The 22,830-nt window shown below is 42.7% G+C and carries 23 protein-coding genes; 14 read left to right on the top strand and 9 right to left on the bottom strand.

The genetic code is table 11. From position 1 onward, the window contains the following. Positions 1-120 precede the first annotated feature (120 nt). From CS562_RS12695 to CS562_RS12685, 3 genes are all read left to right on the top strand, one after another. The gene (locus CS562_RS12695; RefSeq protein WP_076289254.1) at positions 121-1,185 is read left to right on the top strand and encodes a Gfo/Idh/MocA family protein; all 1,065 of its coding nucleotides are present in this window, start codon (positions 121-123) and stop codon (positions 1,183-1,185) included. A gap of 332 nt (positions 1,186-1,517) precedes the next feature. Next, positions 1,518-2,012 carry an RNA polymerase sigma factor gene (locus tag CS562_RS12690; RefSeq protein ID WP_076289255.1) on the top strand — a complete coding sequence of 165 codons (495 nt, stop codon included), beginning with the start codon at positions 1,518-1,520 and terminating at the stop codon, positions 2,010-2,012. After that, entirely contained in the window at positions 2,009-2,977 is a 969-nt protein-coding gene (locus CS562_RS12685) for a hypothetical protein (protein WP_099856099.1), read from the top strand. The genes CS562_RS12690 and CS562_RS12685 overlap by 4 nt, the downstream gene beginning before the upstream one ends. A 3-nt stretch (positions 2,978-2,980) precedes the next feature. On the opposite strand, the gene CS562_RS33415 is transcribed toward CS562_RS12685, so the two are convergent. Genes CS562_RS33415 through CS562_RS12675 form a run of 3 tightly spaced genes read right to left on the bottom strand, consistent with a single transcriptional unit; the run spans position 2,981 to position 4,163 of the window. Further along, positions 2,981-3,106, bottom strand: coding sequence for a hypothetical protein (locus tag CS562_RS33415; RefSeq protein ID WP_257219471.1), 126 nt, complete (start codon positions 3,104-3,106; stop codon positions 2,981-2,983). A 21-nt stretch (positions 3,107-3,127) separates the two neighbouring features. Next, complete coding sequence (locus CS562_RS12680) at positions 3,128-3,709, bottom strand: YdeI/OmpD-associated family protein (protein WP_099856098.1); 582 nt, start codon at positions 3,707-3,709, stop codon at positions 3,128-3,130. Beyond that, positions 3,699-4,163, bottom strand: coding sequence for a VOC family protein (locus CS562_RS12675; protein ID WP_076289260.1), 465 nt, complete (start codon positions 4,161-4,163; stop codon positions 3,699-3,701). Before CS562_RS12675 ends, CS562_RS12680 begins: the two co-directional genes overlap by 11 nt. 109 nt (positions 4,164-4,272) lie before the next feature. On the opposite strand from CS562_RS12675, the gene CS562_RS12670 reads away from it, so the two are divergent. Together CS562_RS12670 and CS562_RS12665 are read left to right on the top strand one after the other, a co-directional pair. Beyond that, positions 4,273-5,184 carry a helix-turn-helix transcriptional regulator gene (locus CS562_RS12670; RefSeq protein WP_099856096.1) on the top strand — a complete coding sequence of 304 codons (912 nt, stop codon included), beginning with the start codon at positions 4,273-4,275 and terminating at the stop codon, positions 5,182-5,184. 80 nt (positions 5,185-5,264) lie between these two features. After that, on the top strand, positions 5,265-5,780 hold the full coding sequence (locus CS562_RS12665) for an AAA family ATPase (RefSeq protein WP_076289262.1): 516 nt from the start codon (positions 5,265-5,267) through the stop codon (positions 5,778-5,780). A gap of 59 nt (positions 5,781-5,839) precedes the next feature. Here CS562_RS12665 and CS562_RS12660 read toward each other — a convergent pair whose 3' ends face one another. After that, entirely contained in the window at positions 5,840-6,724 is an 885-nt protein-coding gene (locus CS562_RS12660) for a LysR family transcriptional regulator (RefSeq protein ID WP_099856095.1), read from the bottom strand. Between the two features lie 161 nt (positions 6,725-6,885). Here CS562_RS12660 and CS562_RS12655 point away from each other — a divergent pair, with 161 nt between their 5' ends. Beyond that, positions 6,886-7,629: an acetoacetate decarboxylase gene (locus CS562_RS12655; protein WP_099856093.1), complete on the top strand. Its 744-nt coding sequence runs from the start codon at positions 6,886-6,888 to the stop codon at positions 7,627-7,629. Positions 7,630-7,672: 43 nt separating this feature from the next. Next, positions 7,673-8,704 carry a ketopantoate reductase family protein gene (locus CS562_RS12650; protein ID WP_099856091.1) on the top strand — a complete coding sequence of 344 codons (1,032 nt, stop codon included), beginning with the start codon at positions 7,673-7,675 and terminating at the stop codon, positions 8,702-8,704. A 190-nt stretch (positions 8,705-8,894) separates the two neighbouring features. Here the strand turns inward: CS562_RS12650 and CS562_RS12645 are convergent, their stop codons facing one another. After that, positions 8,895-9,857: a helix-turn-helix transcriptional regulator gene (locus CS562_RS12645; protein WP_099856090.1), complete on the bottom strand. Its 963-nt coding sequence runs from the start codon at positions 9,855-9,857 to the stop codon at positions 8,895-8,897. Between the two features lie 107 nt (positions 9,858-9,964). Here CS562_RS12645 and CS562_RS12640 point away from each other — a divergent pair, with 107 nt between their 5' ends. Further along, positions 9,965-10,444 (top strand): GyrI-like domain-containing protein, encoded by a 480-nt coding sequence (locus tag CS562_RS12640; RefSeq protein ID WP_099856088.1) that lies wholly within the window; start codon positions 9,965-9,967, stop codon positions 10,442-10,444. A 19-nt stretch (positions 10,445-10,463) separates the two neighbouring features. Beyond that, the gene (locus CS562_RS12635; RefSeq protein WP_099856086.1) at positions 10,464-10,931 is read left to right on the top strand and encodes a phage tail protein; all 468 of its coding nucleotides are present in this window, start codon (positions 10,464-10,466) and stop codon (positions 10,929-10,931) included. Positions 10,932-11,018: 87 nt separating this feature from the next. On the opposite strand, the gene CS562_RS12630 is transcribed toward CS562_RS12635, so the two are convergent. Next, positions 11,019-11,894, bottom strand: a complete 876-nt coding sequence (locus CS562_RS12630) for a LysR family transcriptional regulator (protein WP_099856084.1) — start codon at positions 11,892-11,894, stop codon at positions 11,019-11,021. A 132-nt stretch (positions 11,895-12,026) separates the two neighbouring features. On the opposite strand from CS562_RS12630, the gene CS562_RS12625 reads away from it, so the two are divergent. Continuing rightward, complete coding sequence (locus CS562_RS12625) at positions 12,027-13,100, top strand: NAD(P)H-dependent flavin oxidoreductase (RefSeq protein ID WP_099856082.1); 1,074 nt, start codon at positions 12,027-12,029, stop codon at positions 13,098-13,100. 6 nt (positions 13,101-13,106) lie between these two features. On the opposite strand, the gene CS562_RS12620 is transcribed toward CS562_RS12625, so the two are convergent. Together CS562_RS12620 and CS562_RS12615 are read right to left on the bottom strand one after the other, a co-directional pair. Next, a complete protein-coding gene (locus tag CS562_RS12620; protein ID WP_099856080.1) occupies positions 13,107-13,634 on the bottom strand; it encodes a DinB family protein in 528 nt (175 codons plus the stop codon). A gap of 145 nt (positions 13,635-13,779) precedes the next feature. Beyond that, positions 13,780-15,735, bottom strand: coding sequence for an ATP-dependent DNA helicase (locus CS562_RS12615; RefSeq protein WP_257219470.1), 1,956 nt, complete (start codon positions 15,733-15,735; stop codon positions 13,780-13,782). A 270-nt stretch (positions 15,736-16,005) separates the two neighbouring features. Here CS562_RS12615 and CS562_RS12610 point away from each other — a divergent pair, with 270 nt between their 5' ends. From CS562_RS12610 to CS562_RS12600, 3 genes are all read left to right on the top strand, one after another. Then, positions 16,006-18,270: a glycoside hydrolase family 3 N-terminal domain-containing protein gene (locus CS562_RS12610; RefSeq protein WP_099856078.1), complete on the top strand. Its 2,265-nt coding sequence runs from the start codon at positions 16,006-16,008 to the stop codon at positions 18,268-18,270. Between the two features lie 163 nt (positions 18,271-18,433). Then, positions 18,434-18,613, top strand: a complete 180-nt coding sequence (locus CS562_RS12605; RefSeq protein ID WP_180287116.1) for a hypothetical protein — start codon at positions 18,434-18,436, stop codon at positions 18,611-18,613. Between the two features lie 406 nt (positions 18,614-19,019). Next, positions 19,020-20,135, top strand: a complete 1,116-nt coding sequence (locus CS562_RS12600) for a phosphotransferase enzyme family protein (RefSeq protein WP_246318096.1) — start codon at positions 19,020-19,022, stop codon at positions 20,133-20,135. A gap of 104 nt (positions 20,136-20,239) precedes the next feature. Here the strand turns inward: CS562_RS12600 and CS562_RS12595 are convergent, their stop codons facing one another. Continuing rightward, the gene (locus CS562_RS12595; RefSeq protein WP_257219469.1) at positions 20,240-21,100 is read right to left on the bottom strand and encodes a helix-turn-helix transcriptional regulator; all 861 of its coding nucleotides are present in this window, start codon (positions 21,098-21,100) and stop codon (positions 20,240-20,242) included. 168 nt (positions 21,101-21,268) lie between these two features. On the opposite strand from CS562_RS12595, the gene CS562_RS12590 reads away from it, so the two are divergent. Beyond that, entirely contained in the window at positions 21,269-22,675 is a 1,407-nt protein-coding gene (locus tag CS562_RS12590; RefSeq protein ID WP_099856074.1) for a family 4 glycosyl hydrolase, read from the top strand. Positions 22,676-22,830: the final 155 nt, after the last annotated feature.

Here is a 22,830-nt window from a genome sequence, read left to right as displayed (position 1 = left end):
ATTAAACAAGTTGAGGTGCTATACATCTTGCATAAATCAAGGTCGCAGCCACTCATTTTTTTACATAAAGTTTGCTGTGAGAAATCTAACATGTAGGCATATTCAATAAGGGAAAGGACGATGAAGATGAATAACCGAATTTATAATATAGCAATTGTTGGCTTTGGAGGGATGGGCAGCTATCATTGCCAGTTAATTGAGCCTGTATCACAGATTTCCGTAATTGGGGTATACGATACTGTTGAATATCGAATGGAATTGGGAAAGGAAGCCGGCTATAAAACATACGCAAATCTGGATGCTGTTCTAACAGATGATCTGGTGGATATCGTTTTAATTGCTACGCCTAATGATGTTCATAAAGAAATAGCAATTCAAGCTCTGCAGGCTGGAAAACATGTGATTTGCGAAAAACCGGTTACAATAACCAGCAAGGATTTTAATGATATCGTTAAGGTAGCAAACGAGGAGAAACGTGTGTTTACGGTCCATCAAAATCGTCGCTGGGATGAAGATTTCCGGACTGCCAAGGACATCATCGATAAAAAGAAATTTGGAGAGCTGTTCCATTTGGAATCCCGGGTTCAAGGAGCCAACGGCATCCCTGGCGATTGGCGCCAGTTGAAGGATTACGGTGGAGGTATGCTGCTGGATTGGGGCGTGCATTTGCTGGACCAACTGCTACAGATTACAGATAGTCAAATTGAAAGTGTTGCGGCTAATTTAAGTTATATTTTGGGAACTGAAGTGGATGATGGTTTTACGAGTTATATAACGTTTAAAGATGGCCTGACAGCACTTATTGAAGTGGGAACAACCAATTATGTGAAGTTACCGAGATGGTATCTCAAAGGAACGGAAGGTACAGCAGTGATTAGGGACTGGGATTTAAGTGGAGAGATTATCACTCGAAATCCGGATGTTGCTCATATAGAGCCGAAACCTATCCAAGCGGGACAGGGATTGACCAAAACGATGGCACCGCCGTCCGAACAGTCCACGCTAAAGTTTGCGATAGAAAAGCCGGACTTGGAGGAGCAAAGCTTCTATGAAAATTTTGTCTCTGTACTCGAAGGGAAATCTGAAATTGCAATTAAGAATGATGAAGTTCACAGAGTACTTGTACTGATTGAGACCATTTTTGAGGCAGCAGAGACCAGAAGTGTGATCCATAGAAGTATTTAACACGCTTTCTGTTATTGCTGTAACTACCATAGATGCGTTAAATCGTGTAAGCCGTCATTATGACGGCTTTTTTGTCTGTCTACATTTTCTGTAAGTTTAATCTTTGCGAAAAGAAGCACCGCTCTATGATGAATCCCACTCGGATTTTAATCGTCAAAGTCGCTATTTTAGCGGCTTTTTATTATTTTTTTTACAAATCTATATCCGTCCTTGAGAACAAAAGGTTGATCTGGTCATTCGTTTGAAAAATATCTAAATATTAAATTTACAACAAAATGTGACCAAATACCGTCCTTGAGAGTGTTAGAGATATAAAGGAGGGCAGAACAACCATGCAGCGATCAATGCCCCAACGGGGAGATCATATGATGAAAGTCTATGAGACTTACGCGGATACGCTGTTCCGGATTGCCATGGTGCACCTCGGCAGGAGAGAGGACGCGGAGGAAGCCACTCAGGATACCTTCATCAAGTTAATGGAAAAAGCCCCTACGTTCAACGATGCAGAACATCAGAAAGCATGGTTGATCCGGGTCATCACCAATCATTGTAAATCCTTATTAGGCAGAGGCTGGCGCAAACGAGAGGTCAAGCTGGAGGGAGCAGATCCCCTTACGACAGACGACCCCGAAGATCAGGCACTGATTGAACTCGTGCTGTCACTGCCCGTCAAGTATAGATCGGTGGTTCATTTGTACTATTACGAAGATTATCCGATCCGGGAAATCGGCGAGATTCTGCAGATCAGCGAGTCTGCAGTGAAGATGCGATTGAAGCGGGGAAGACAGCTGTTAAAACTGGAGCTGGAAGGAGAAGAACCCCAATGAACGAGGAACAATTCAAACGAAATTATAAGAAAGCGGTGGACCAAATGAAAACAAATGACCAAATGAAAAAACGGATAGAGCAAACCTTGAACACACAACGTCATGAACAAAAGCGCCGGCGAAAACCTCTATACATTGCAGCGAGCGTTGTCATTGCTGCCAGTGTTGGACTCGCGGCGCCAAGCATATGGCAGCAAGTGAGCGGACCAGCCGCGCCAGCGACGCAGGTGGCACAGGTCACTCCGGGTGTATCATTCGAACCGGTGGTGATTACGAAGACAGAGCTGCCGGATTCCAAGAATGGCGTGAAAGCCGATATGCTTCAGCTGGTGGTTTATCAGGGCAATGTCTATACACAGTCTGCTACATCACTTGACGGTGCGGATGCGCTTGCCCTGCGAGGCGAGAAGCTCGGTACTACGACCGGGGGCATTCATGAGCTGAGCGACAAGGGGGAGTACACGGAGCTGGCCTCCAACATTGGAGAAGCAGACATCTATGCGGTCAACGGCTATGACACGAAATTCCGCATCATGTCCTACACCGAGATCGATGGTCAGGGGTATGCCCAACTGTTTGACCAGAGCAACGGCATCACTATCGGCAACGGCGAAGACCTGATCGGCAAGCTTCATCTCGAAGGCAACGTCACTTCGGCGCAGTGGGAGACCTTCGCCAGCTGGAACAACGGCTTGCAGCAGCTGCAACCGCTCGCAGCGGACAAATCGCTGAACAGCTTTATCTCAGGGCTATACGCTGCCAAACCGGTAGCGACAAGCCCTGAACTGGAGGAGCGCCTATACGGGCAGGAAGATCGCAAGATCATCTACCTGACGCTCGAAGATAAGACGCAGGTCCAATTAGTCCTATTTGGGGAAGGTCTGGTGCGTTATGGCAATGTACCGGTATTCTTCGAAATCGAGAAAGCTGCCTTCCAAGCGTTCTGGAACAGCCTGGGCAAGTAATAATCATGGAGTTTGACTCAACAAATCCAATAAAGCAACTCCACCAATCGGATTTTTTTGACTGATAAAATTTCTAATGATAATTGAAATATTTAAATTCCAATTTAGATCAATGTTACTTTCTATCATGAAACACCTCACCTTGAATATTCAAGGTGAGGTGTTTTGGTCATAAAGGCGTCCATTGTCATTCCAATTACCATACATTTTATTTTGTTTGGTGTTTGTTATAAATTTATCTAATCTTTTGTTAAATAACTCAGGTTGATTTTTATAGCTTTGGATGGTGTCGATTCGAATTCTTTTATAAAGATCTGGGAATGCCGCAAAATTCTGATACACATCCGTGTCCTCTTTTAACCTCTGCTCAATAATAGGGTCAATTTTAAATGATTCGTAACTGAGATCAGGGAGAGCCTTTCGACCTTCATCTGTCATTAATCCCAACGATTCAAGGCGACGGGCTCGTTCTTTATTCAATTCAGTCCACGAACTTTTTTTACTTCTCGGAGATAGTCTTTGAGCTAATTGAGTCTCGGAAATTTTCTTTTTTTGTCCATCAATCCATCCAAAACACAAAGCTTCTTCAACAGCATCCAGATACAACAGTGTACCTGGTGTTGATTTCATACTCACAACGATCCAGCAAGAATTTTCAGTCAGGTAATGTTCTTGAAACCAAGATCTCAATTCGCTTTTTGACTTTGCTGGAAGCAGTTCATTAAGTAGCATTAGAAATTACGCTATCCAGGAATGTGTAAGCGTCGCTATTAAACTTCCAAACGATACCAAATTTATCAACCAACATTCCGAAGCAGGAAGACCAAGGCATCTCTGATAATGGCATGATCACATAGCCGCCTTCAGACAAATTAGTAAAGTAGTTTTTCATTGCCTGTTTATCATCAATAATGATACTAATGATTATATTGTTGCCTTTAACCAGCTCACCCGTTACATTCTTCATCGAAGGAAGAAGATCCGACATCATTATTTTCCCACCAGCGAATTCTAACGATGACTCCATAATCATATTTAACTCATTTTCTGGTAAAGGATAGTTTGGATCTTGTGGAAAATCCTTGAATTTCACTTTTTTTACCTCACTTGCGTTTAAAGCTTCTGAATAAAACGCGATGGCTTGCTCAGTGTTCCCATCAAAATTTAAATATGCAATAACTGACATGATAAAACCTCCTTCTTGTAATACATGAAGTGTAAGCTATAATAGGTGACAGCTAGATTGTCACCTATTATAGCTACGTTCAAAATTTATTTACCTAAAGAGGACTATCATGAACAAAATTGAAAGATTAATATCGATCATAATGATCTTGTTGCAAAAGAATGTGGTATCAGCCACCGAATTTGCGAAATTATTCAATGTGTCCAAAAGGACGATTCTACGTGATATGGAAACACTCGGATTATCTAACATTCCCATTTATGCTATAAATGGAGTGAACGGTGGATACGGGATTATGGATGAATACAAAATAGACAAACGACTTTTAAGTAGCAAAGATTTAGAAAATATACTAACTGCACTGGGTGGATTGGGAAAAATTCTCTTTAGTGACGAAATAGAATCAACGCTTAAAAAGATTGAATCGATGATAGGTTCAACGATTTCAGGAGGTACAATTCAACTGTCTTTTTATAATTGGGATGGTCGTCCTGAAATTGTCCAAATCTTAAAGACCTGCCAGGAAGCAATAGAGCAAGGAAGGTTACTTACATTCGATTATATAGATCAAAGTGGAGTCAAGTCGCAGAGACGGGTCGAGCCATACCAGCTTCGTTTTAGTGAAATGAGTTGGTATTTGAAGGGGTTTTGTTTAGATCGAATGGAATATCGAACTTTTAAATTGTCCAGAACGGATAATCTGAATATCGATATTAAAACATTTGTTGCTAGAGATTATATGACTGAACAGAAAACAGAGCAATATTATCAACCCAAACTAATTACAATTAAAGTATTGATCTCACATCGAATAAAAGATCAATTTATTGAAAGGTACGGTCACAAAAGGATTGAAGCTTACAATTCTGAACTCCTTATAGCCGAAATAGATATGCCACAAAACCACTTTGGATTTCGGTTTTTAGCTGGTTTCGGGACGGATTTGGAAATCATAGAACCTAAAGCATATGTTGAAGAGTTTCGAGAGTTTCTAAATGCTATGTTAAATAAATATTCCTAAGAGCTCATTCTTATTTATGTTGAGTGTTTCTGCTTTGTATAGGGTTGTTTCTTTTTATGAAAAGAAGGAGGTACTTAGTTATGGAAAAAGCGATCTACTTAATTACAGGCGTAATGGCTTCTGGTAAGTCAACAGTGTCGGAGCTGCTGGCTTCCAAGCTGGGAAAAGCCGTGCATCTGCGTGGTGATATATTCCGTCGCATGATTGTATCCGGCCGCGAAGACATGTCCGCTGAACCGTCGGATGAAGCAGTCCGTCAATTATATTTGCGTTATCAGTTAGCCGCAAATGCCGCAAAAACCTATTATGAGAATGGTTTTTCTGTAGTTTTGCAGGATAATTACTATGGTGCGGAATTAGTCTATATGATGGAGCAGCTAAAGGATTATCCGGTTCAGTTAGTTGTGCTGTGTCCTAAGGTAGAGGTGGTAAAAGAGCGTGAAAAGTCAAGAGGAAAGGTAGGGTACACTGGCTTTACGGTAGAGAATTTGTATTCAGACTTTTTGAAGGAAACGCCTCAAATGGGATTTTGGCTGGACAGTTCGGAGCAGTCACCTGAGCAATCAGTGAATGATATATTACAGCACTATAGATGAAAAACAATGACTAATTTCAAGTCACATAAAGTCACAGAATGCTCCGAATGTGTAGTTTTTCAAACTTTGTACAATGCGTAATGATCATTAAAATATGCAATAATAAAGTCCCGGAAATTTTGGGCCGAAGAAGTCAAATGTCTATCCTTCACCCAAGATAGTCCCACTGGATAGGTAGGATTAATATCCACAATTCTGACGTAAATCAAATCCAATTTTCTACAGACCGAAATTGGGAGCAGCGCAATACCCTGATTAACCTTAATAATTTCCGCCAGTAAATGAGAATCTACCTCGAATATATTCTTGGGAGTGAATCCTGCTTTTTTGCAAAGCTCGGTTGTAAAGAAGCTATATTCCTCATTATTAGCAAGGGAAATAAAAGATTCATCGGCCACTTTGCTTAGCGAAATTTCAGATTTTGTCGCAAACTTGTGAGTGGATGGTAAAACTAGCACGATATCTTCATTAATAAGGACACAACTTTCAATCTCATCGTCCGCTATAGGTGGACCTGCGATCCCCAAATCAATATCCCCTTTTTTTAAGCTTGCAAGGATGTCATTTCTAGCTCCGAGTCCTTGTTGTATATTGGTATCCGGCCACTGGGTAATGTACCTGCTGATCAATTCAGATAGGAATCTAGGATTTGAAATCGATATTTTGACGGTATGGTCAATTGCCATATCCTTCGTCTGTATTTCCATTCTTGCATTTTCAATTTCGGTGAAGATCCTGTTGACATGGTTCAAGAGGATTTTTCCGGAAGCATTCAATTGAATATTTCTTCCTTTCCGATCAAATAAGGTTGTACCCAACTCATCCTCAAGTCTCTTTATCGTCAGGCTTAAAGAAGGCTGAGCAATATTTAATTGTTCGGCAGCCTTAGAAATATGTTCTGTATAAGCGACGGTCTGAAAATATTTCAACTGAAGCAGCTCCACTATAGTGCACCTCTTATATTTATTATAATAAATGAGTTTATATATTATCATGTATTAGATTAAATGTAAATTGAGATGTAAAATGGGTTTTGTAATCATCATTTCGATAGAGAAATCAGACAACAGAATGAAGAAATTAGAGATCGGAAGGTGTCGTTCAGATGAGAAAGGAAGAAGTGGTTAAGCAATTTACAACTCCGCTGGATGCAGGGGCATTTCCTTTGGGGCCATATCGTTTTTATAATCGCGAATATCTGAACATTTTATATAGGACTGATCTGGAAAGCATAAGAAAAATCGTTCCGGAGCCATTGGAGGTTACCTCTCCGCTTGTAAGGTTTGAGATTATGAAAATGCCGGATGTAACAGGCCTTGGTTCCTATACAGAGTGTGGTCAGGTGATACCTGTGAGCTTTGAAGGGGAGGAAGGAGATTATCTCCACGCCATGTACGTAGACAGTTTTCCTGCAATCGCATCAGGCAGGGAGATAGGTGCCTATCCTAAAAAAATGGGCAACCCCAGTTTGTATGTAGATTCCGACACATTGGTTGGACTTATGGATTATGGCTCTTTGAGAGTGGCTACCGCGACCATGGGATATAAGCATTCTCCACTTGATCATTCGGAGGCGCTACAAGAGATTGTTAAACCAAATTATATGCTGAAAAAGATGCCTGGTTATGACGGATATCCAAGAATCTGTGAATTGGTCCGAAGCCAAATTACGGATATTAAAATACAAGGTGCCTGGTCAGGCCCTGCAAGACTGGAGCTATTCGCTCATGCTCTTGCGCCGATGGCAGATTTGCCTGTACTTGAGGTTGTTTCGGCTTCCCATATCATCACAGAGCTTTCACTGCCTTCTCCAACAGTTATATATGATTATTTAGCTGATGAAAAATAAACGTCATTAAAAGCAATCAAAAAGAAAAGGTAGGGGAATTCATATGAGAATTGCAATTTTAGGAGCAGGTTCCTTAGGAACCATTGCTGGTGCATATATTGCTGCCGGCGGACAAGATGTAGAGTTGATCGATGTCTATCAAGCACATGTGGACGCATTAAACCAGACAGGGGCCCAAATTACTGGCACTACGGATTTTCAGGCAAAGGTGAAGGCCATTACTCCTGACGACATGTCAGGAACTTATGATCTAGTCTTGCTTCTAACTAAACAGCTATATAACGAGTCCGTTCTAAAAGATCTGTTGCCGTATTTAGATGACCAAAGTGTTGTGCTTTCCTTGCAAAACGGTATCCCTGAAGAAAAGGTGGCTTCCATTGTTGGCCGAGAACGGGTCATTGCCGGATCTGTTGAATTTGGTGCTACGTTTATTGAACCGGGAGTATCGAGACTTACAACAGAGTTCAATCGCTTTAAGCAGTACGCTTTTCAAATTGGTGAATTAAATGGTGAAACAACCGAAAGAATTCAACAGATCAAATCTATACTAGACCTTGTGGGTGGAACACATATTTCCGATAACCTGGTGGGCACGAAGTGGTCTAAATTGCTTATTAACAATGCATTTAGCGGTCTATCTGCAGCACTAAACGTGGAGTATGGCGTTGTGCTTGATCATGATATTAGTATTGTAAGTGCCGTCCGTATTGCCGATGAAACAATCAAAGTTGGACACGCAAATGGTGTGAAATTTGCCACGATGGGTGGCTTTGATATTGAATCTTTGGAAATACAAAGTGATAAGGATATCCCGAAACGAATTGAAACACTTCGGATTCTCATGGAGTCCTCCAGACTGTTAAAAGCAAGTATGCTACAGGATCTCGAAAAGCAACGACAGACCGAAATTGATTATATCAATGGAGTAGTTCCACGGTCAGCTTCAGGCAAACAAATCTCAACACCTTATAATGATATGGTTGTAAGATTAGTTAAACAAGCTGAAGAATCTCAAACTGTGCCTGATTTCGAGACTAATATTAAGTGCTTTGAAGAGCTTAACAATAACAGATGATATAAGCGATTTGTAGATCGCCAGAAAACGTGTTGAGGAAATCATTCCTCAATGCGTTTTTTTAATTGCTAAACGTTTCCTTAAAGCTTAGGGCAATTGGGATAATGTCCCATAGTAGATCTCAGTAGAAACAGCAGATAATAAAAAGCACGATTAAGTTCAAAGTCTGGTTTTAACTATCCACTACTACTTATGGGCAAAATAAGCTTAATCTCTCTTGTACACCTGCTAAAATTTCTTCTGGCATCTCCTTAACCTGGATATCTCCACCTAAGAAAAGCAACCAATTGGTTATTTCGGTTAATTCTTCTGCATGATGAACATTGATAAACGTCTTTATAATGGCTGTAGTTTGGTAAGGGTTCGTATAAGAAAGTGAAAGCTTTAAAGGGTGATATTTCTTGAACTGTGCAATCGCCTTTGGACCTAGTTCAAGGACAAGGTTGATCATTTCTTCCTGCTTACTTAATTTTTCTAAAATTTTTTTCTTACTTACCTTTTTCTTCGCAGGAAAGGTTTCTATATGGGTGAGATTGTCGACAGATAAAATCCGTCTCTTTTCTTCCTCTAAGTCGAAGCCTTCAATGATCCATAGGCTTTTTTCGCGATAAAGGTGTAGAAGATAAATGGGATACGACTTTATTTCCCTTTCTTCCTGGACGGTAACCAACAAAGAGCTTTCTATTAGAAGAAGCTGGATGAGTTTTTCCAACATAGGGTGGGGCAGGTCTGACAGATCAAGCAAGTCGGGATTATGGGGGTTTGTCCCTTCAAAAAGCAATATTTGATTTAAAAGAACAAGGTCATCTTGCTGATTTTTGGAGATGAGGCCCAGTAACTTTTCGGTTAAAGACTGACGGCTCTTTAGATAAGGGAGTTGTTGATTTCGGGTTGCCATAAAGGCGAGGAAAAGAGCTTTAATTTCATTATCCGTAAAGCGGACCGTAGGCAAGACAGAGTTGTTCATGACAAAATAACCCCCATCTCTCCCAACTTCAGCGACAAGTGGCATACCCATAGCTTCAATTTCTCGGATATCTCGAATAGCAGTCGAACGAGAGATGTTAAATTCCCGCATGATTTCAGAAATGGTAAAGTGAGCACGGTTGTTAATATATCTCATGATGATATTAATCCGTTCAACTTTTTTCATGGGGTCCTCCTAAACAGTATCATAATTTGACATGATTTAAGGTTATTATAAACCCATCAAGTGAAAAGACAAATGCTTTGATAAATTTAAAGAGGATGGTGTTACGAATGAGTAATTATAATTTTGAAGAAAAAGACAGCTTTATCGTTTTGGGTATTGGAACGGAGCTTAAGAGCAACTACACAGACTATGCTGGTATTAACAAAGAAAAGGCTGATTTTTGGTCGGCTGTGAAAGAAGATGGAAGTCTGGACTCTTTAAAAGCAATAGCGACAAATGACTATATTTTTGCCGTGAACGAAGCGGTGAATAACAAGATGATGCATTATGCTGGCGTCATGACAGAAGAAACACTGCCAGAAGCAACCAGAGTGATCCAATTCCCTAAAGGTGAGTACCTTGTCGTTAAAGGGGAGGGGGCAACATCTGATGAGTTAAGTAATAACCTTACTGGCGTTGCTTTTGGTCAAGTCCTTCCAACGGAAACGAATTATGCTTATGTCGGTGGGCCAAATACTACGGTTGAGATGGGACAACGAAACGGCTTGTTATTTGGTGAAATATGGATTCCTGTTATTAAGAAATAAACTTGAAGGAGAGATCGGAATGTCGTCGTATATCGTTGATTTTAAAAATGTGTCTACGGTCGGATTAGAGTCGTCACCAGTAGCAGCAGCGCTTGCAGGTTTGCGTGCGAATGAGGCCCGTTATTTTATGAACAAATATAAGCATGAATTTACGGTTGTTCCTGCTAGCGAAAGTCAGGACACCCTTGACTATGTAACACGAATTTTGAAGGAAGAACGTGATATTGAGTTTGCAGCCAAGCCTTTAGAAACGTCGGCTTTTCAAGTAGAAAACATTCGATTTTCCTACGTCTTTTATGAAGATGGTCTTGGACTCAATGTCATGTATACGGTGGATGACCCTAAGAAGCGGGCCGTGGGTTTTAAGCTTTCTGAGGGGATGGAAGTTCCAGCGGAGTTGGAAGGCAAGTTTAAGTTTGCCAGACAGAAATCTAAGTTAGCTGGAACCATTCGGGGCTCATTTTTTGTAATCAAGAGAGAGTATTGAAGTGGGCAAAAGCGCATGTGGGTAAAGCAGAGCATAGCCCCATTGAAAGTCGCTGGTTTAGCGGCTTTTTTTGCTTTATCGGTGCAGCTAGCTTTGGAGAATTTCTTTCTTAGTTTCATCTAAAAAAGCAGATAGCGCCGGTGTAATGAGGGTGTCTTTTCGTTTAACAAACATGGTCGTTACTGAAGAATACTTCTCCGGTAAGGAGTGGCAGGTTACCTTGTCACGTACTTCATAATCCGCAATGATGGAATAAGGAAGTAAAGTAATACCCATACCTGCACTAACACAAGCAATTATCGTTTCGAGGGTTCCAAATTCCATTAATTTCACAGGCAATAATCCTTCTTCTTGTAAGAGAGTGTTAAGCTTGGCTCGGTATGAACATCCTTTGGGAAAAACCAGCATCGTATGATTTTGTAACTCATGAATCGATTGTATCCGGGGATGCTTGGGTGAAGTAACAAGAACAAGCCTCTCTTCAATGACTTTATCTTGCGTGAGATCTGGGTGTTCTATCGGACCGGAAACAAAAGCTCCATGCAGTTCATAATGTAGGACTCCATGAAGCAGCCTTTCTGTTGGCCCTGTAACTAAAGAAAAATCTACATTCGGATATTTCAAATGATATTGCGCGAAAACGGAAGGCAGCCGAACCGCTGCAGTTGTTTCCATAGAACCGATACTGAGAGGACCTGAAGGAATGGAGCTGCTTCCTACTGCGGCTTTGGCTTCGTTAATGGTATTTAGTATCTTTTCGGCATAACCTACTAAAACTTGTCCAGAAGGAGTAAGTGTAACTCCCTTTTTGTGGCGATAGAATAAGACGGTTTGAAGATCGGCCTCTAACTGTTGAATTTTGTGTGTAACATTGGATTGAGCATAATTTAGGCTTTTAGCTGTTTTGGAAATACTTCCTTCATGAGCGGTTTGAATGAAAATCTCCAGCAAGTGAATATCCAAGTTGACCCTCCTTTAGAAAACAATCTATCTGAAATCATGATATATAACATCTGATTTACGGATTATACAAGATGGATAAACTCGATGTAAACTATAAAGAATGGAATCCGAATTGATGAGGAGGGAACCTCGATGTCTATTCAATTAAACAGTAAGTTCTGTGAAAGCTTCAATATTCGTTATCCAATCGTTCTTGCGGGGATGGCGGGTATTGCAAACATGGCACCCCTAGTCGCTGCGGTTTCTAATGCAGGTGGGTTAGGGACGTTAGGCGCTGCCTATATGAGTCCTGAGGAACTAAGAGGCGCGATACACGAGGTTAAAAAACGGACGCAAGCACCGTTTGCCATAAATATTTTTGCTCATGTTGGACCGGATCACTATACGAATTTTGAGGCGGTAAACGAAGAGTTGACCCCAATTCGAGAATCCTTGGGTGTGAAGCAGCGTGCTCAAGATGAAATACGTACACCCAATCATTTTGAAGAACAGTTTGCTATCTTGCTGGACGAAAAAGTCCCGATTATTAGTACAACGTTTGGATTATTTTCCGAGCATCATATGCAGAAGGCAAAATCGTTAGGGATCAAAATTATGAGTAAGGTCACCACGGTAGAGGAAGCTATTCAAGCGGAGAAGCGCGGATGTGATGTCATCGTTGCACAAGGTAGTGAAGCAGGAGGGCATCGAGGAACTTTTGATGTATCATCTCAGCCTAGTGGAGCAAATATCGGAACCATGGCACTAGTCCCACAAATTGTAGATCACGTTCATATTCCAGTCATTGCTGCTGGCGGAATTATGGATGGCAGAGGACTGGTGGCTTCACTCGCTTTAGGAGCTCAAGGTGTACAAATGGGAACTCGTTTCTTAACATCAGTTGAGTCTGGCGCACATAAGGTATATAAACGTGCATTGCTTGATAGCACAGAGGAAAGCACCGTAATTACAAATGCCTTTTCTGGCCGGCCGGCGCGTGGCATCAAGAACGACTTTATACAACATTGGGAAGCATCCAGTATTAAGCCGCTAACCTTTCCTACCCAAAATACATTAACTCGCGAGATTAGAAATGCTTCAGCTAAGCAAAATAATCCCGAGTATATGGCCCTTTGGGCAGGTCAGGGAACGAGAATGTTAACAGATAACCAATCTGCAGGCGATATTATCAATCAAATTGTAGAAGAAGCCAGAAATATAATTTAGTTGGGATTATAATTTCACATCCAGCGAATAACGATCGCGAAGTACTGATAAATGGTGAAGCTCATGTCCAACCAAAATATAGGCGATCGATCGAGCTGAAGCAGGATTATCACTGACGATCCCTCTACAGAGCCAAGCTTCCGGCGTGAGGTGACGGAGCATAAGAATGGTAGAGCGGCGTGTGACGACATATTCTTCGTTCAAATCGGCTACGGTATACGCGTTAAAAGGTTGGCTCTGCATAAGCACGTCCTGATCGTAGCCAGGATGATTCGCTTTGTCACCTCTGGCGATGCGAAGCAATCGACTGCTCATGATGCGTTCGTTATCCAAAAGGTGGCCAATGACCTCCTTCACGCTCCATTTGCCTTCGGCGTAACGATAGTTTGCTTGCTCCTCTGTTAATGAAGAAAGCAAAGTTTGTACGATGTTGGCCTGCTGCTCTAACTGTTCGATGATGTTCCCTTCAGGAACAAGCTGGATGTACCCTTCATAAAAAGCTGCATACTCCTCTGTAGTCGGTCTTTCAACCATGTAAATGCCTCCTTTGGGATTCTTAGATCTGGAATATATTGTAGCATATATCTTACTTCAAGCATTGAATAGGCCCCTCTACTTTATGGGTGGAAGGGCCTATTTCATGTGATTTGCAAAGTTATATGGTTGGGTTGTTCCACGATCAATCCGTACGTCGTATCCCTTTTTGTTGAACAAATTTCTCCAAAGTCGAAAAATCCTCAGTCACTTCTTTGAATGGCAGCGTATCCAGCACCTGTTCCCGGTAACTCTTTTTTGCCGCTGCGCTGAGACGGGAGTCGAGTATGCTGAGTATGCCAAGATCCGTTTCACTGCGAATCAAGCGTCCCGTTCCTTGCCTTAACCGGAGAAGCATATCCGGTACAAACACCTCCATGAACGAATTCTTCGTTACAGATGCCTTATATTCATAAATAGGGTCTGAAGGAACAGGGAAGGGCAGCCGGAAAATAATGACCTGTGACAGGTCAGAACCCTCGATATTCACGCCTTCCCAGAATACACCGGTACCCAGGAGGACACCTTTGCTTTTCCTGAATTCGGCGATGACACTGTCCTGGGAAGATCCTTCTTTTTGAACATGAACTGCCCCTTTATATTCATCAGGCCTTGAAATTAGCTTCTTATGAATGTATTTCATGTCTTCCTTTGCTGAAAAAAGGACGATTGTTCTTCCTTGTGTTAAATTACAGAGTTGAACCAATTCGTTGTAGGCTGCTTCAAGATAGTTTTCGCGCTGGTCATGGTGGTAATATGGAACTTTGTTGGAGATGTACATCATGGTATGGTTGGTGTAATCAAAAGGGGAGGATTTTCGATCCATAAAATCACCCTTATAACCGAGGGACTGCGTCAAATAAGAGTATTGTTCCTCCAGCGTATCCCCGCCTTGGCACAGCGTTGCCGACGTTAGGATAACAGGCGCTTTGCCATTAAATAAAGCATACTTCAGAAATTGGCTTATATCTTTGGGACAGATGCTGATTGTGGCTACTCCCAAGGGACTGCTTGCCCATATGAGATAGTTATCCTCTATTTCAGCCAAAACATGGATGAGGGTAATAAGCCCGTTTATAGCTTCAAAAGTGTCATCAATCTCCCGTTCGTGACGGGAGGTCAAAATGGAAAGGCGAAGACTAAGATCTTTCAAATCGTTCGAGACTTGGTTTAACGGTATACCTTTTATTTCCGACACTTTTATACGGTCGCTATCCTGCTTCGCATGGTGGAGCAGATCCGCGTTTATCTGTTGGAAGATTCGTTCAACACATTTTTTTATAAACTTGGATTGTGAGAAGAGACTTTTATCCCCGGACTGCTTCGTTAGAAGCTGTACAGTATTATCCAGAATGCGGCTGATTCCCCGATAAGTAAACTCAAGCGTTCTGGCATCTCGAACTTTTGCTTCCAGATTATGCGCTTCATCAATGACGATCAGAGCCGGCTGTTCTGAGATGATACTCTTGGTTCCTTCTTTTTTCTTCATCAAATCCCGTATGAGCAGGTCCTGGTTCACAATAATAAAATCAATCTCATGAGCCTTTGCATTTAATTTAGCTCTCATATCGTAAAACAAGCACGCATTTTTATGATGGCAACGTTCAAATTTGCAATCATTTACGGAAAAGTTGGACCATTCGGCATCACTAATTCCAGCTTTAATATCCGCTCTTTCATCAATTTCAAAATCTAAAATGCGCTGGGCAAGGGTAGACAGTGAGGAGTTCGGATTATCAGGCCTGCTCCATTCCGCGGCCCTACTTCGGCACGCATACTGCCCCATACCTTTCCCAACGACAGAGCGAACTGTTGTGAAGCCCAACCTGCTACCAATGACTCTTAAATCTTTATGTATCTGTTCCGAAAGCTGAATGGAGGATGTAGCTATAATGACCGGTTTCTGCGACATTTGATTCATGAGCAGGCTCGGTATCAGGTAGCCAAAAGACTTGCCGATTCCGACACCAGCTTCAATCATGGCGTTATGCCCGTGGATATAAGCATCGGCTATATCGAGAGACATTTCTTGCTGCCCGATTCGCTCTCTAAGACCAATTCGAGGGAACCGATCATAGATTCGGAAGATGGCGTTAACCAAAGATCGTTCGATTTCCTTTTTTGATTCCCGTTTATTTATCTTATAGAGATCATTTAACCAGTTAATAACGAGCGCCCCCCTTCCAAATGAAAGATCCTCCTGTAGGAATTTTTTAGTCAAACTGTAATTATCTTAGATGGTGAGATAACAGTCAAGTGTTCATAGGTGTTAATCATGTACCCAAGCGATAATAGCAGCGACCCAACGCAACAAAACATACATCAATAGCGTCTATTCTTCTTACAAAGAACATCAACAGGAGTGAAATAGATGCAACTAAAAATGATGGCGATATTCGGTGCTGTTCTCGGCTCTATGCTCATATGGGCAGGAAGTGCAGATGCGGAAGAACGTTTTACCGATCTTCAGCATTCGAAGTGGGCAGAAGACGGTATCGAGTATATGGCCGAACGAGGAACGGTCGCAGGATATGGAAATGGAATATTTAAGCCCCAAGGGCTGGTAACAAGGGCGCAAGCCGTCACGTTTATGGTGCGAGAGCTTTATCCTCAAGAGCTGGAGAAACCAGTGGAAGGTACAACGACTTATTCGGATGTTCCGACAACTCACCCCTTTTATCGGGAAATCGCGTTAGCATCAAAAAACGGACTTGCCAGCGGATTTCCTGGCGGCTCCTTCCGTCCGGATGCACCGCTTAGCCGTGCCGAAACTGCAGCATTTCTTACGCGTGCGTATTCACTCTTGGAAGGCAAGCAACCAGCTAATTGGTCAGATACAAAACAACATTGGGCTGAAGCGCCTATTCTGATCTTGAGCTCCAACGGCTTGGTCGGCGGATATTCGGATGGTACTTATCGTCCGAATCAAACGGTCACGCGAGCGGAATATGCTGTATTTATGTCACGAGTGATTCGGTTCGAACGTGAAGCAGCCATTCGTACACAAGATTGGGACAAGCTGATATCCTATATGACCGTAAGCGAGCAAGTCGGCCAGATGCTTATGCCTGACATTAGGCAATGGAACGGTAAAGTGACTACGACCGTTCATGAAGGGCTGAAACGCAGCATTCATGATCAAGATTTGGGCGGGCTTATTCTTTTCGACAAAAATATTGTAGATATCAGGCAGCTTACAACATTCACACATGACATGCAAAGGGAAGCCGGCGACATTCCTTTATTTCTTAGCATCGACCAAGAAGGAGGCGTCGTTAAGCGGATACCGGGCGGGACGAATCTGCCGGGGCAAATGGCGCTTGGCGCAACGGGAGATACATCTCTAGCTGAAGCGGCTGGTCAGTTGACAGGAGAGGAGTTGAAGGCACTGGGGATACAGATCAACTTTGCGCCAGTGCTAGACATTAACAGCAATCCAGACAACCCAATCATTGGCATACGATCGTTTGGCTCAGACGCGGATTTGGTGACGCGGCTTGGTCTCGCAACGATAAAGGGTCTACAGCAATCCGGGGTGATCGCGGCAGTCAAGCATTTCCCAGGGCATGGGGATACGACCGTAGACTCACATCTCGGTATGCCTGTGCTAACACATAACCGCGCACGGCTTGATGCGGTAGAATTAAAACCATTTCGGGATGCGATTGAGAACGGGGTCGAGATGATCATGACTGCACACATTGCTTTCCCGGCCATTGATAACGAGCATGTCACTTCACTCAAAGACGGAAAGAGTGTGCCCATACCTGCCACCTTATCCAAAAAGGTGCTGACCGGACTGCTTCGGGGGGAGCTGGGATACGAAGGTCTGATCATATCTGACGCTTTTACCATGAATGCGATTGCGGAGCATTTTGGGGAGAATAAAGCCGTGGAACGTGCTGTTTCCGCAGGTGTTGATATCATCCTTATGCCAAAAGATCCGGCAGTTGCACATCAAACGCTCGTGAACGCAGTGAAGAGCGGGAAGATCCCGGACAAAACCATTCATGCTTCAGTGAAGCGAATTCTGGAGCTGAAAGCCAAATATGGTTTGTTTGAACGCAGCCAGACTCTAGCCCAAAAGTTAACCGAGCTTAACGGTGTCATTGGATCGAAGCAGCATCGTGCGGTGGAGCAGGAAATTGCCGAGCGAGCGGTCACCGTACTGGCCAGCCGTGAGGGTGTACTTCCGGATCAAATTCAACAAGGCGACCGGGTCGTTATTCTCGCAGCCGAACAGGAACAGGCAAAGCAGCTTGAAAAGCAACTGAAACAAGCTGCAAGTAACCTATCCCTGAAGACAGAAATTTCTCTTATTGGACAAGGGAAGACGAATGAAGCTCTCCAGGCGATTGGACAGGCCGACTACGTCATTCTCGCTTCTTACCAGTTCCGTAACGTGGCCAGTGAGTTCGGTTGGTCCGATTATCAAACCTTGATTGATACGATGAACAGGCGTAATCAGCGTTACTCCCTATTGTCGCTTGGTAACCCGTACGAGATGATTTATTTGCAGAATGTGCGTTCAGGGCTTGCCGTCTATGGAAAGCAGGAGCCCAATACGACAGCAGGGATCAAAGTGCTGGTTGGCCAACGGAAAGCTGAGGGCAAGTTACCGGTGAGAACGGATTAAAACATTATTAATGATGTTGAAAAAGACTGATTCCAAATATGGATCAGTCTTTTTGGTATTTTGATCTTTGGTTCCGCCGGTCATGCTATCCCTCATGTAATTCCTCGCTACCTACAAAATAAGGAGTAGAGTTATAATTAACTTAATCTGGAGGTGGTAACGCGTGAGATTAGAAGAAATGTTCACGGTACATGTGAACATTGGAAATCATTCGAATTACAGCGTGGATGATTCTGTTGTCATGATTACATTTACAGGGAATGTGACCGGTAAGTATTTTGAGGGAATGGTGCTTGATGGAGGGGTAGATACTCAAATTACTGTTATAACCCCGATCATATGAAATCCAAATCGATAGTAACCAGACCTGAATTGGAATAAGGATGGGAAGTTTCATAGTCGTCTTTCTTTAAAGGTCTTATTATTAACCGTTCTGTCTCTGAAATATAATTAAATTGTTCTGCATTCAATCCCAAGTGACATCTCCTCTGAATTATCTTTTTTCATTTACATAGACACATTTTTTTACTTTTCATCAAATCTTTTTTTACTCATGGTTCAATGACGACGACCCAGATATTTTGATTCGGTATTATTACGTGGAAGCAGTGCTAACAAAAGTAATAGAATAATTTGGAATTATAGGATAAGATATATGCATCTGAACAAAAAGGAGCGAATTTCAAATGACTAACAAGGTGATTGTGCTTTAGGTTCACAGAAGGATATTTGCGTAACAAAGATTCCTTTTGTGGACATTGCAGTGCGGGAGATCATCCCGACAATGTTTACTGGAGGAGATCATTATTAACTTTAACGAAGCTGTTAACATCAGCAATACGCACGTACTGGAATTGGTATGCGAGCTGTTTTATCTGGAGGGTTACAACATTCAGCTTATTCCACCTCATGAGGGTGGGCGGAATGTCGTTTATACCTGTGAGCAAGAGGGGCGTGAATCGCTCATACTCCGAGTGTCTTTTTTGCCTGACAGAAAGCGGGAAGATTACATTGCCGAACTGGAGTATGTCCGTTATTTATTTGAACACGGGGCAAGTGTCTCGAATGTAGTCAACTCGAAAAAGGGCCATCTGTTAGAAGAAATCACTTATAATCATCATACGTTTTTTGTCAGCCTGTTTAACAAGGCCAAGGGAAAGTTGCTGGTAGAAAATAATTATCAGTACCGAGAAGGTGTTCCACTTACCGAATACTATTATAATAGCGGCAAAGTTTTGGGCAAAATGCATCAGCTATCCAAAAGCTATGTACCCGTTCATCGCCGGCATCATTTTTTTGATAATTACAAAGGTGAATATATCAATAACTTGATACCTGAATCATTCTCGCTGCTTAAGGAGAAGATGGTCGAACTGCTGAATACTTTAAAAGGTTTGGATACAAACCAGGAAACATTCGGGATGATCCATTTCGATTATAATGATGGGAATTACTCAATCGATTTTGATACCGGTCAAATCACGGTGTATGATTTTGATAATTCCTGCTTCGGTTGGTATATGTATGATCTGGCAGATCTATGGACACACGGTGTGGGCTGGATACAATTCGAACCTGACGCCGGTAAACGCAAAGCGTTCATGCATGATTATTTTGAAACTGCCCTCGCTGGTTATACTTCCGAAACCAAGATCGAAGATTCGATGTTGGAGATGCTGCCTTTATTTATTCAAGTTACCCTTTTGGAGAATATCCTAGGTCAATTGGAGGAAATGCAGCATACTGGTGAAGAACCGGAAGATAACGAAGAAGTGTTGTATCTCATTAAATGTCTGGAAGAGGATATACCGTACAGGGGATTTTTCCATGACATATATTCGAGTGAAGCACCCTTTACGTTATGAGAAACGCTGAAGTGACTTACACCTGAAGCATGAATAACCAGTGACTAACCAAATGTGGAGGCAGCCGGCATAGACCGGTTGCCTCTTTGTTTAGCTATGGCACTCTATTCAAATTTGGAAGGAGGCACGTTGTAAAATTTTTTAAATGCTTTGGAGAAGGTGAAGGGATCGGGATAGCCCAGAAATCCGGCAATTTGCTGGACCGTATATTTTTTCTCATACAGATAGTCCCGTGCCCGGTTCATCTTGATTTGATTGATGTACTGTCCCGGTGTAATACCCAGAATTTTCTTGAACAAAGAAATAAAATATTTCTCAGAGACACCGGCAATGGCTGCAAGCTCGTTAACTCGGATGGCACGATGCAGATTCGAATCCACGTAAGGGAATACGTTCTGCAGAACCTCCAGACTTCCTTCCGTTTTCCTCGATTTTCGGTCTTTTAGAAATTCACCATTATACAGACCTTGCCCGTGCAGCTCCAATATTTTTGCAATGACGAGAAGCAGAGAAGCTTTCAAATAGAGTGGACTTCCGGAAGCGCCGCTGTCCTGCTTGAACCTTAGATAGGACGAGGTGAACAATGTTGATTCCTCCCTAACCAGGTTGCCAGGTACGATGCCTGGCAGTTGAAACTCGCCCAGAATTCGCTTTTGCTCAGCAATGCTGAAATCAAAGTGCATGTATATGAATCGGCACAGCTCTCCAGTCGTGGAAGCCAGATAGGGCATATCCGGATAAAAAAATACAATGTCACCCGGGTCCGCCATATGTTCGATCCCATCGATGGTGATCTGGACGGAGCCTGCTGTAATAAACCACAGATCATAATCGGAATGAGACTTGTGCTCCATCCAATTGCTGTCGTGAGTTTGTTCCAAATAGGAGCTCATGCGAAGTGTGATATACTCCGAAAGTTCGTCCATTATACTCATATTTACTATCCCTGCATGCGTCTGATCCAACTCATCACCCCTCCACTTTATGACATCCTTCATTTTTTTAATAATGTAGCAAAGGATTTATCTCTTGTTATCTATCGTACCATATGACATGTTTTGAAAACTATCACACATTCCGATTCTAGCCCACTCACCTATAATGAACTTATATCGTTACGAGGAGGGTTATTGATGAATGCTACAAACACACAGCATCCAAAGGTAGTTGTTATTGGGGCGGGCAGCCTGTTTTTCGGTCGTCAATCCATCTGGCAGATGGTTCACTCACCATACTTGAACCAGGGAACTTTGACTTTAGTGGATACGGACGAGGAGCGGCTCTCGAAAATGGTAACACTTGCAGAGAGGGTCGCCCAGGAGAACAATGTATCCTTAAAGATTGAGGGCTCGGTAGACCGAAGACAAGTGCTGCCGGGAGCGGACTTCGTTGTGCTTAGCTTTGCAGAGCAATCAGTCAAATACCGGGGAATTGACTGCCAAGTCTCTCTAAAATACGGCATTCGCATGTGTTCTGGCGATACGATTGGCCCGGGTGGAATCTTTAGGGCAATGAGAGAGCTTCCGGTTATTATGGAATGCGCCGGAGACATTGAAGAGCTATGTCCTGATGCCTGGGTAATTAATTATATTAATCCGTCTACCGTTCATGGCATCGCACTACATCGCTATGCGCCGAAGCTAAAATCGTTTGCCCTGTGCGATAGTCATCATATGCCGCATAAGAAAGCCTATTACGCTGTAAGAGCTGGAATCATCGAAAAGACAGACGAGTTCACCAATGAAATCGATCAGAAATTCGATTTCCGCATCGCTGGCGTCAATCATTTCACTTGGCTGCTTAAAGCGGAATTCGAAGGGAAAAATGTGATGCCCCTAATCCCGGAAGCCATGCGCAAAATGGCAGGTGATGAGAACAACGGCGGTGATCGCGGAGCAAAAGCTATTTTTAACGATGCGATTACCTACGAACTGTATGATATTTTCGGAATCATCCCCACTTGCACGGCGCATACGAAGGAATACGTTCGATATTGGCAAGGTCTCGGCAAGACTACAGACGCAATTCCGCCATTATCCATCTGGGAGACAGAGGACAGGTATCAGCGTCACGACGAAATGTGGCGTCAGGTTGATGACTTTCTTGAGGGGAACATCCCGATTACCGATTACATGAGCACCTTTGGCCCAGACCATGCGACTGATATCATTGAGAACATGGTAGGGAATTTGGGGAAGAAGTTTTTCATCAATACGCTTAATCAAGGCGCGGTAACCAATATGAATGCCGATTCGTTCCTGGAAGTGCTGTGCGATGTGGGAATGGATGGAGTTAAGCCAGTTCATGTAGGCGAGATGCCGCGTGGAGTAAGAGGAATGCAAGAACTTGTACTGGATACACATGAGCTGACGGTCGAAGCTGTTCTGGAGCAGAGCTACGAGAAGCTGAGAAGGGCGATGCTCACCGATCCGCTTGTGAATTCCATCAGTGACGCGGACAAGATCATTCATGAATTGTTGGAACTGGAGCGTGATATGATTCCCGACGTCTGGTACAAGGACAGACTGCAGTATACCTAAGGTATAGATAATGATAAAAGATCACGTTGACCTTCTGAAGGAAACTACGTGGTCTTTGATTTTATTAATAAATTTTAGTTCATTTGAAAAGTTAAATAGGTATAAAAATAGCTTATCTTAGAAGGGATTTATGACCATTGGATAATAATGACATT

This window comes from Paenibacillus sp. LK1, from assembly GCF_002750415.1.
Lineage (GTDB): Bacteria > Bacillota > Bacilli > Paenibacillales > Paenibacillaceae > Paenibacillus > Paenibacillus taichungensis.
Note: the sequence above shows the minus strand (reverse complement) of the source record. Positions and strands in the feature narration are given on the sequence as shown.

Excerpts from the sequence above, each read along its gene's own strand:
- CS562_RS12640 (WP_099856088.1), top strand. The coding sequence starts at position 9,965 with ATGAGTAATTATAATTTTGAAGAAAAAGACAGCTTTATCGTTTTGGGT.
- CS562_RS12695 (WP_076289254.1), top strand. The coding sequence starts at position 121 with ATGAAGATGAATAACCGAATTTATAATATAGCAATTGTTGGCTTTGGA.
- CS562_RS12625 (WP_099856082.1), top strand. The coding sequence starts at position 12,027 with ATGTCTATTCAATTAAACAGTAAGTTCTGTGAAAGCTTCAATATTCGT.
- CS562_RS12690 (WP_076289255.1), top strand. The coding sequence starts at position 1,518 with ATGCAGCGATCAATGCCCCAACGGGGAGATCATATGATGAAAGTCTAT.
- CS562_RS33415 (WP_257219471.1), bottom strand. The coding sequence starts at position 3,106 with ATGATAGAAAGTAACATTGATCTAAATTGGAATTTAAATATTTCAATT.
- CS562_RS12650 (WP_099856091.1), top strand. The coding sequence starts at position 7,673 with ATGAGAATTGCAATTTTAGGAGCAGGTTCCTTAGGAACCATTGCTGGT.
- CS562_RS12670 (WP_099856096.1), top strand. The coding sequence starts at position 4,273 with ATGAACAAAATTGAAAGATTAATATCGATCATAATGATCTTGTTGCAA.
- CS562_RS12610 (WP_099856078.1), top strand. The coding sequence starts at position 16,006 with ATGCAACTAAAAATGATGGCGATATTCGGTGCTGTTCTCGGCTCTATG.
- CS562_RS12645 (WP_099856090.1), bottom strand. The coding sequence starts at position 9,857 with ATGAAAAAAGTTGAACGGATTAATATCATCATGAGATATATTAACAAC.
- CS562_RS12655 (WP_099856093.1), top strand. The coding sequence starts at position 6,886 with ATGAGAAAGGAAGAAGTGGTTAAGCAATTTACAACTCCGCTGGATGCA.
- CS562_RS12590 (WP_099856074.1), top strand. The coding sequence starts at position 21,269 with ATGAATGCTACAAACACACAGCATCCAAAGGTAGTTGTTATTGGGGCG.
- CS562_RS12685 (WP_099856099.1), top strand. The coding sequence starts at position 2,009 with ATGAACGAGGAACAATTCAAACGAAATTATAAGAAAGCGGTGGACCAA.
- CS562_RS12665 (WP_076289262.1), top strand. The coding sequence starts at position 5,265 with ATGGAAAAAGCGATCTACTTAATTACAGGCGTAATGGCTTCTGGTAAG.
- CS562_RS12680 (WP_099856098.1), bottom strand. The coding sequence starts at position 3,709 with ATGCTACTTAATGAACTGCTTCCAGCAAAGTCAAAAAGCGAATTGAGA.
- CS562_RS12620 (WP_099856080.1), bottom strand. The coding sequence starts at position 13,634 with ATGGTTGAAAGACCGACTACAGAGGAGTATGCAGCTTTTTATGAAGGG.
- CS562_RS12635 (WP_099856086.1), top strand. The coding sequence starts at position 10,464 with ATGTCGTCGTATATCGTTGATTTTAAAAATGTGTCTACGGTCGGATTA.
- CS562_RS12675 (WP_076289260.1), bottom strand. The coding sequence starts at position 4,163 with ATGTCAGTTATTGCATATTTAAATTTTGATGGGAACACTGAGCAAGCC.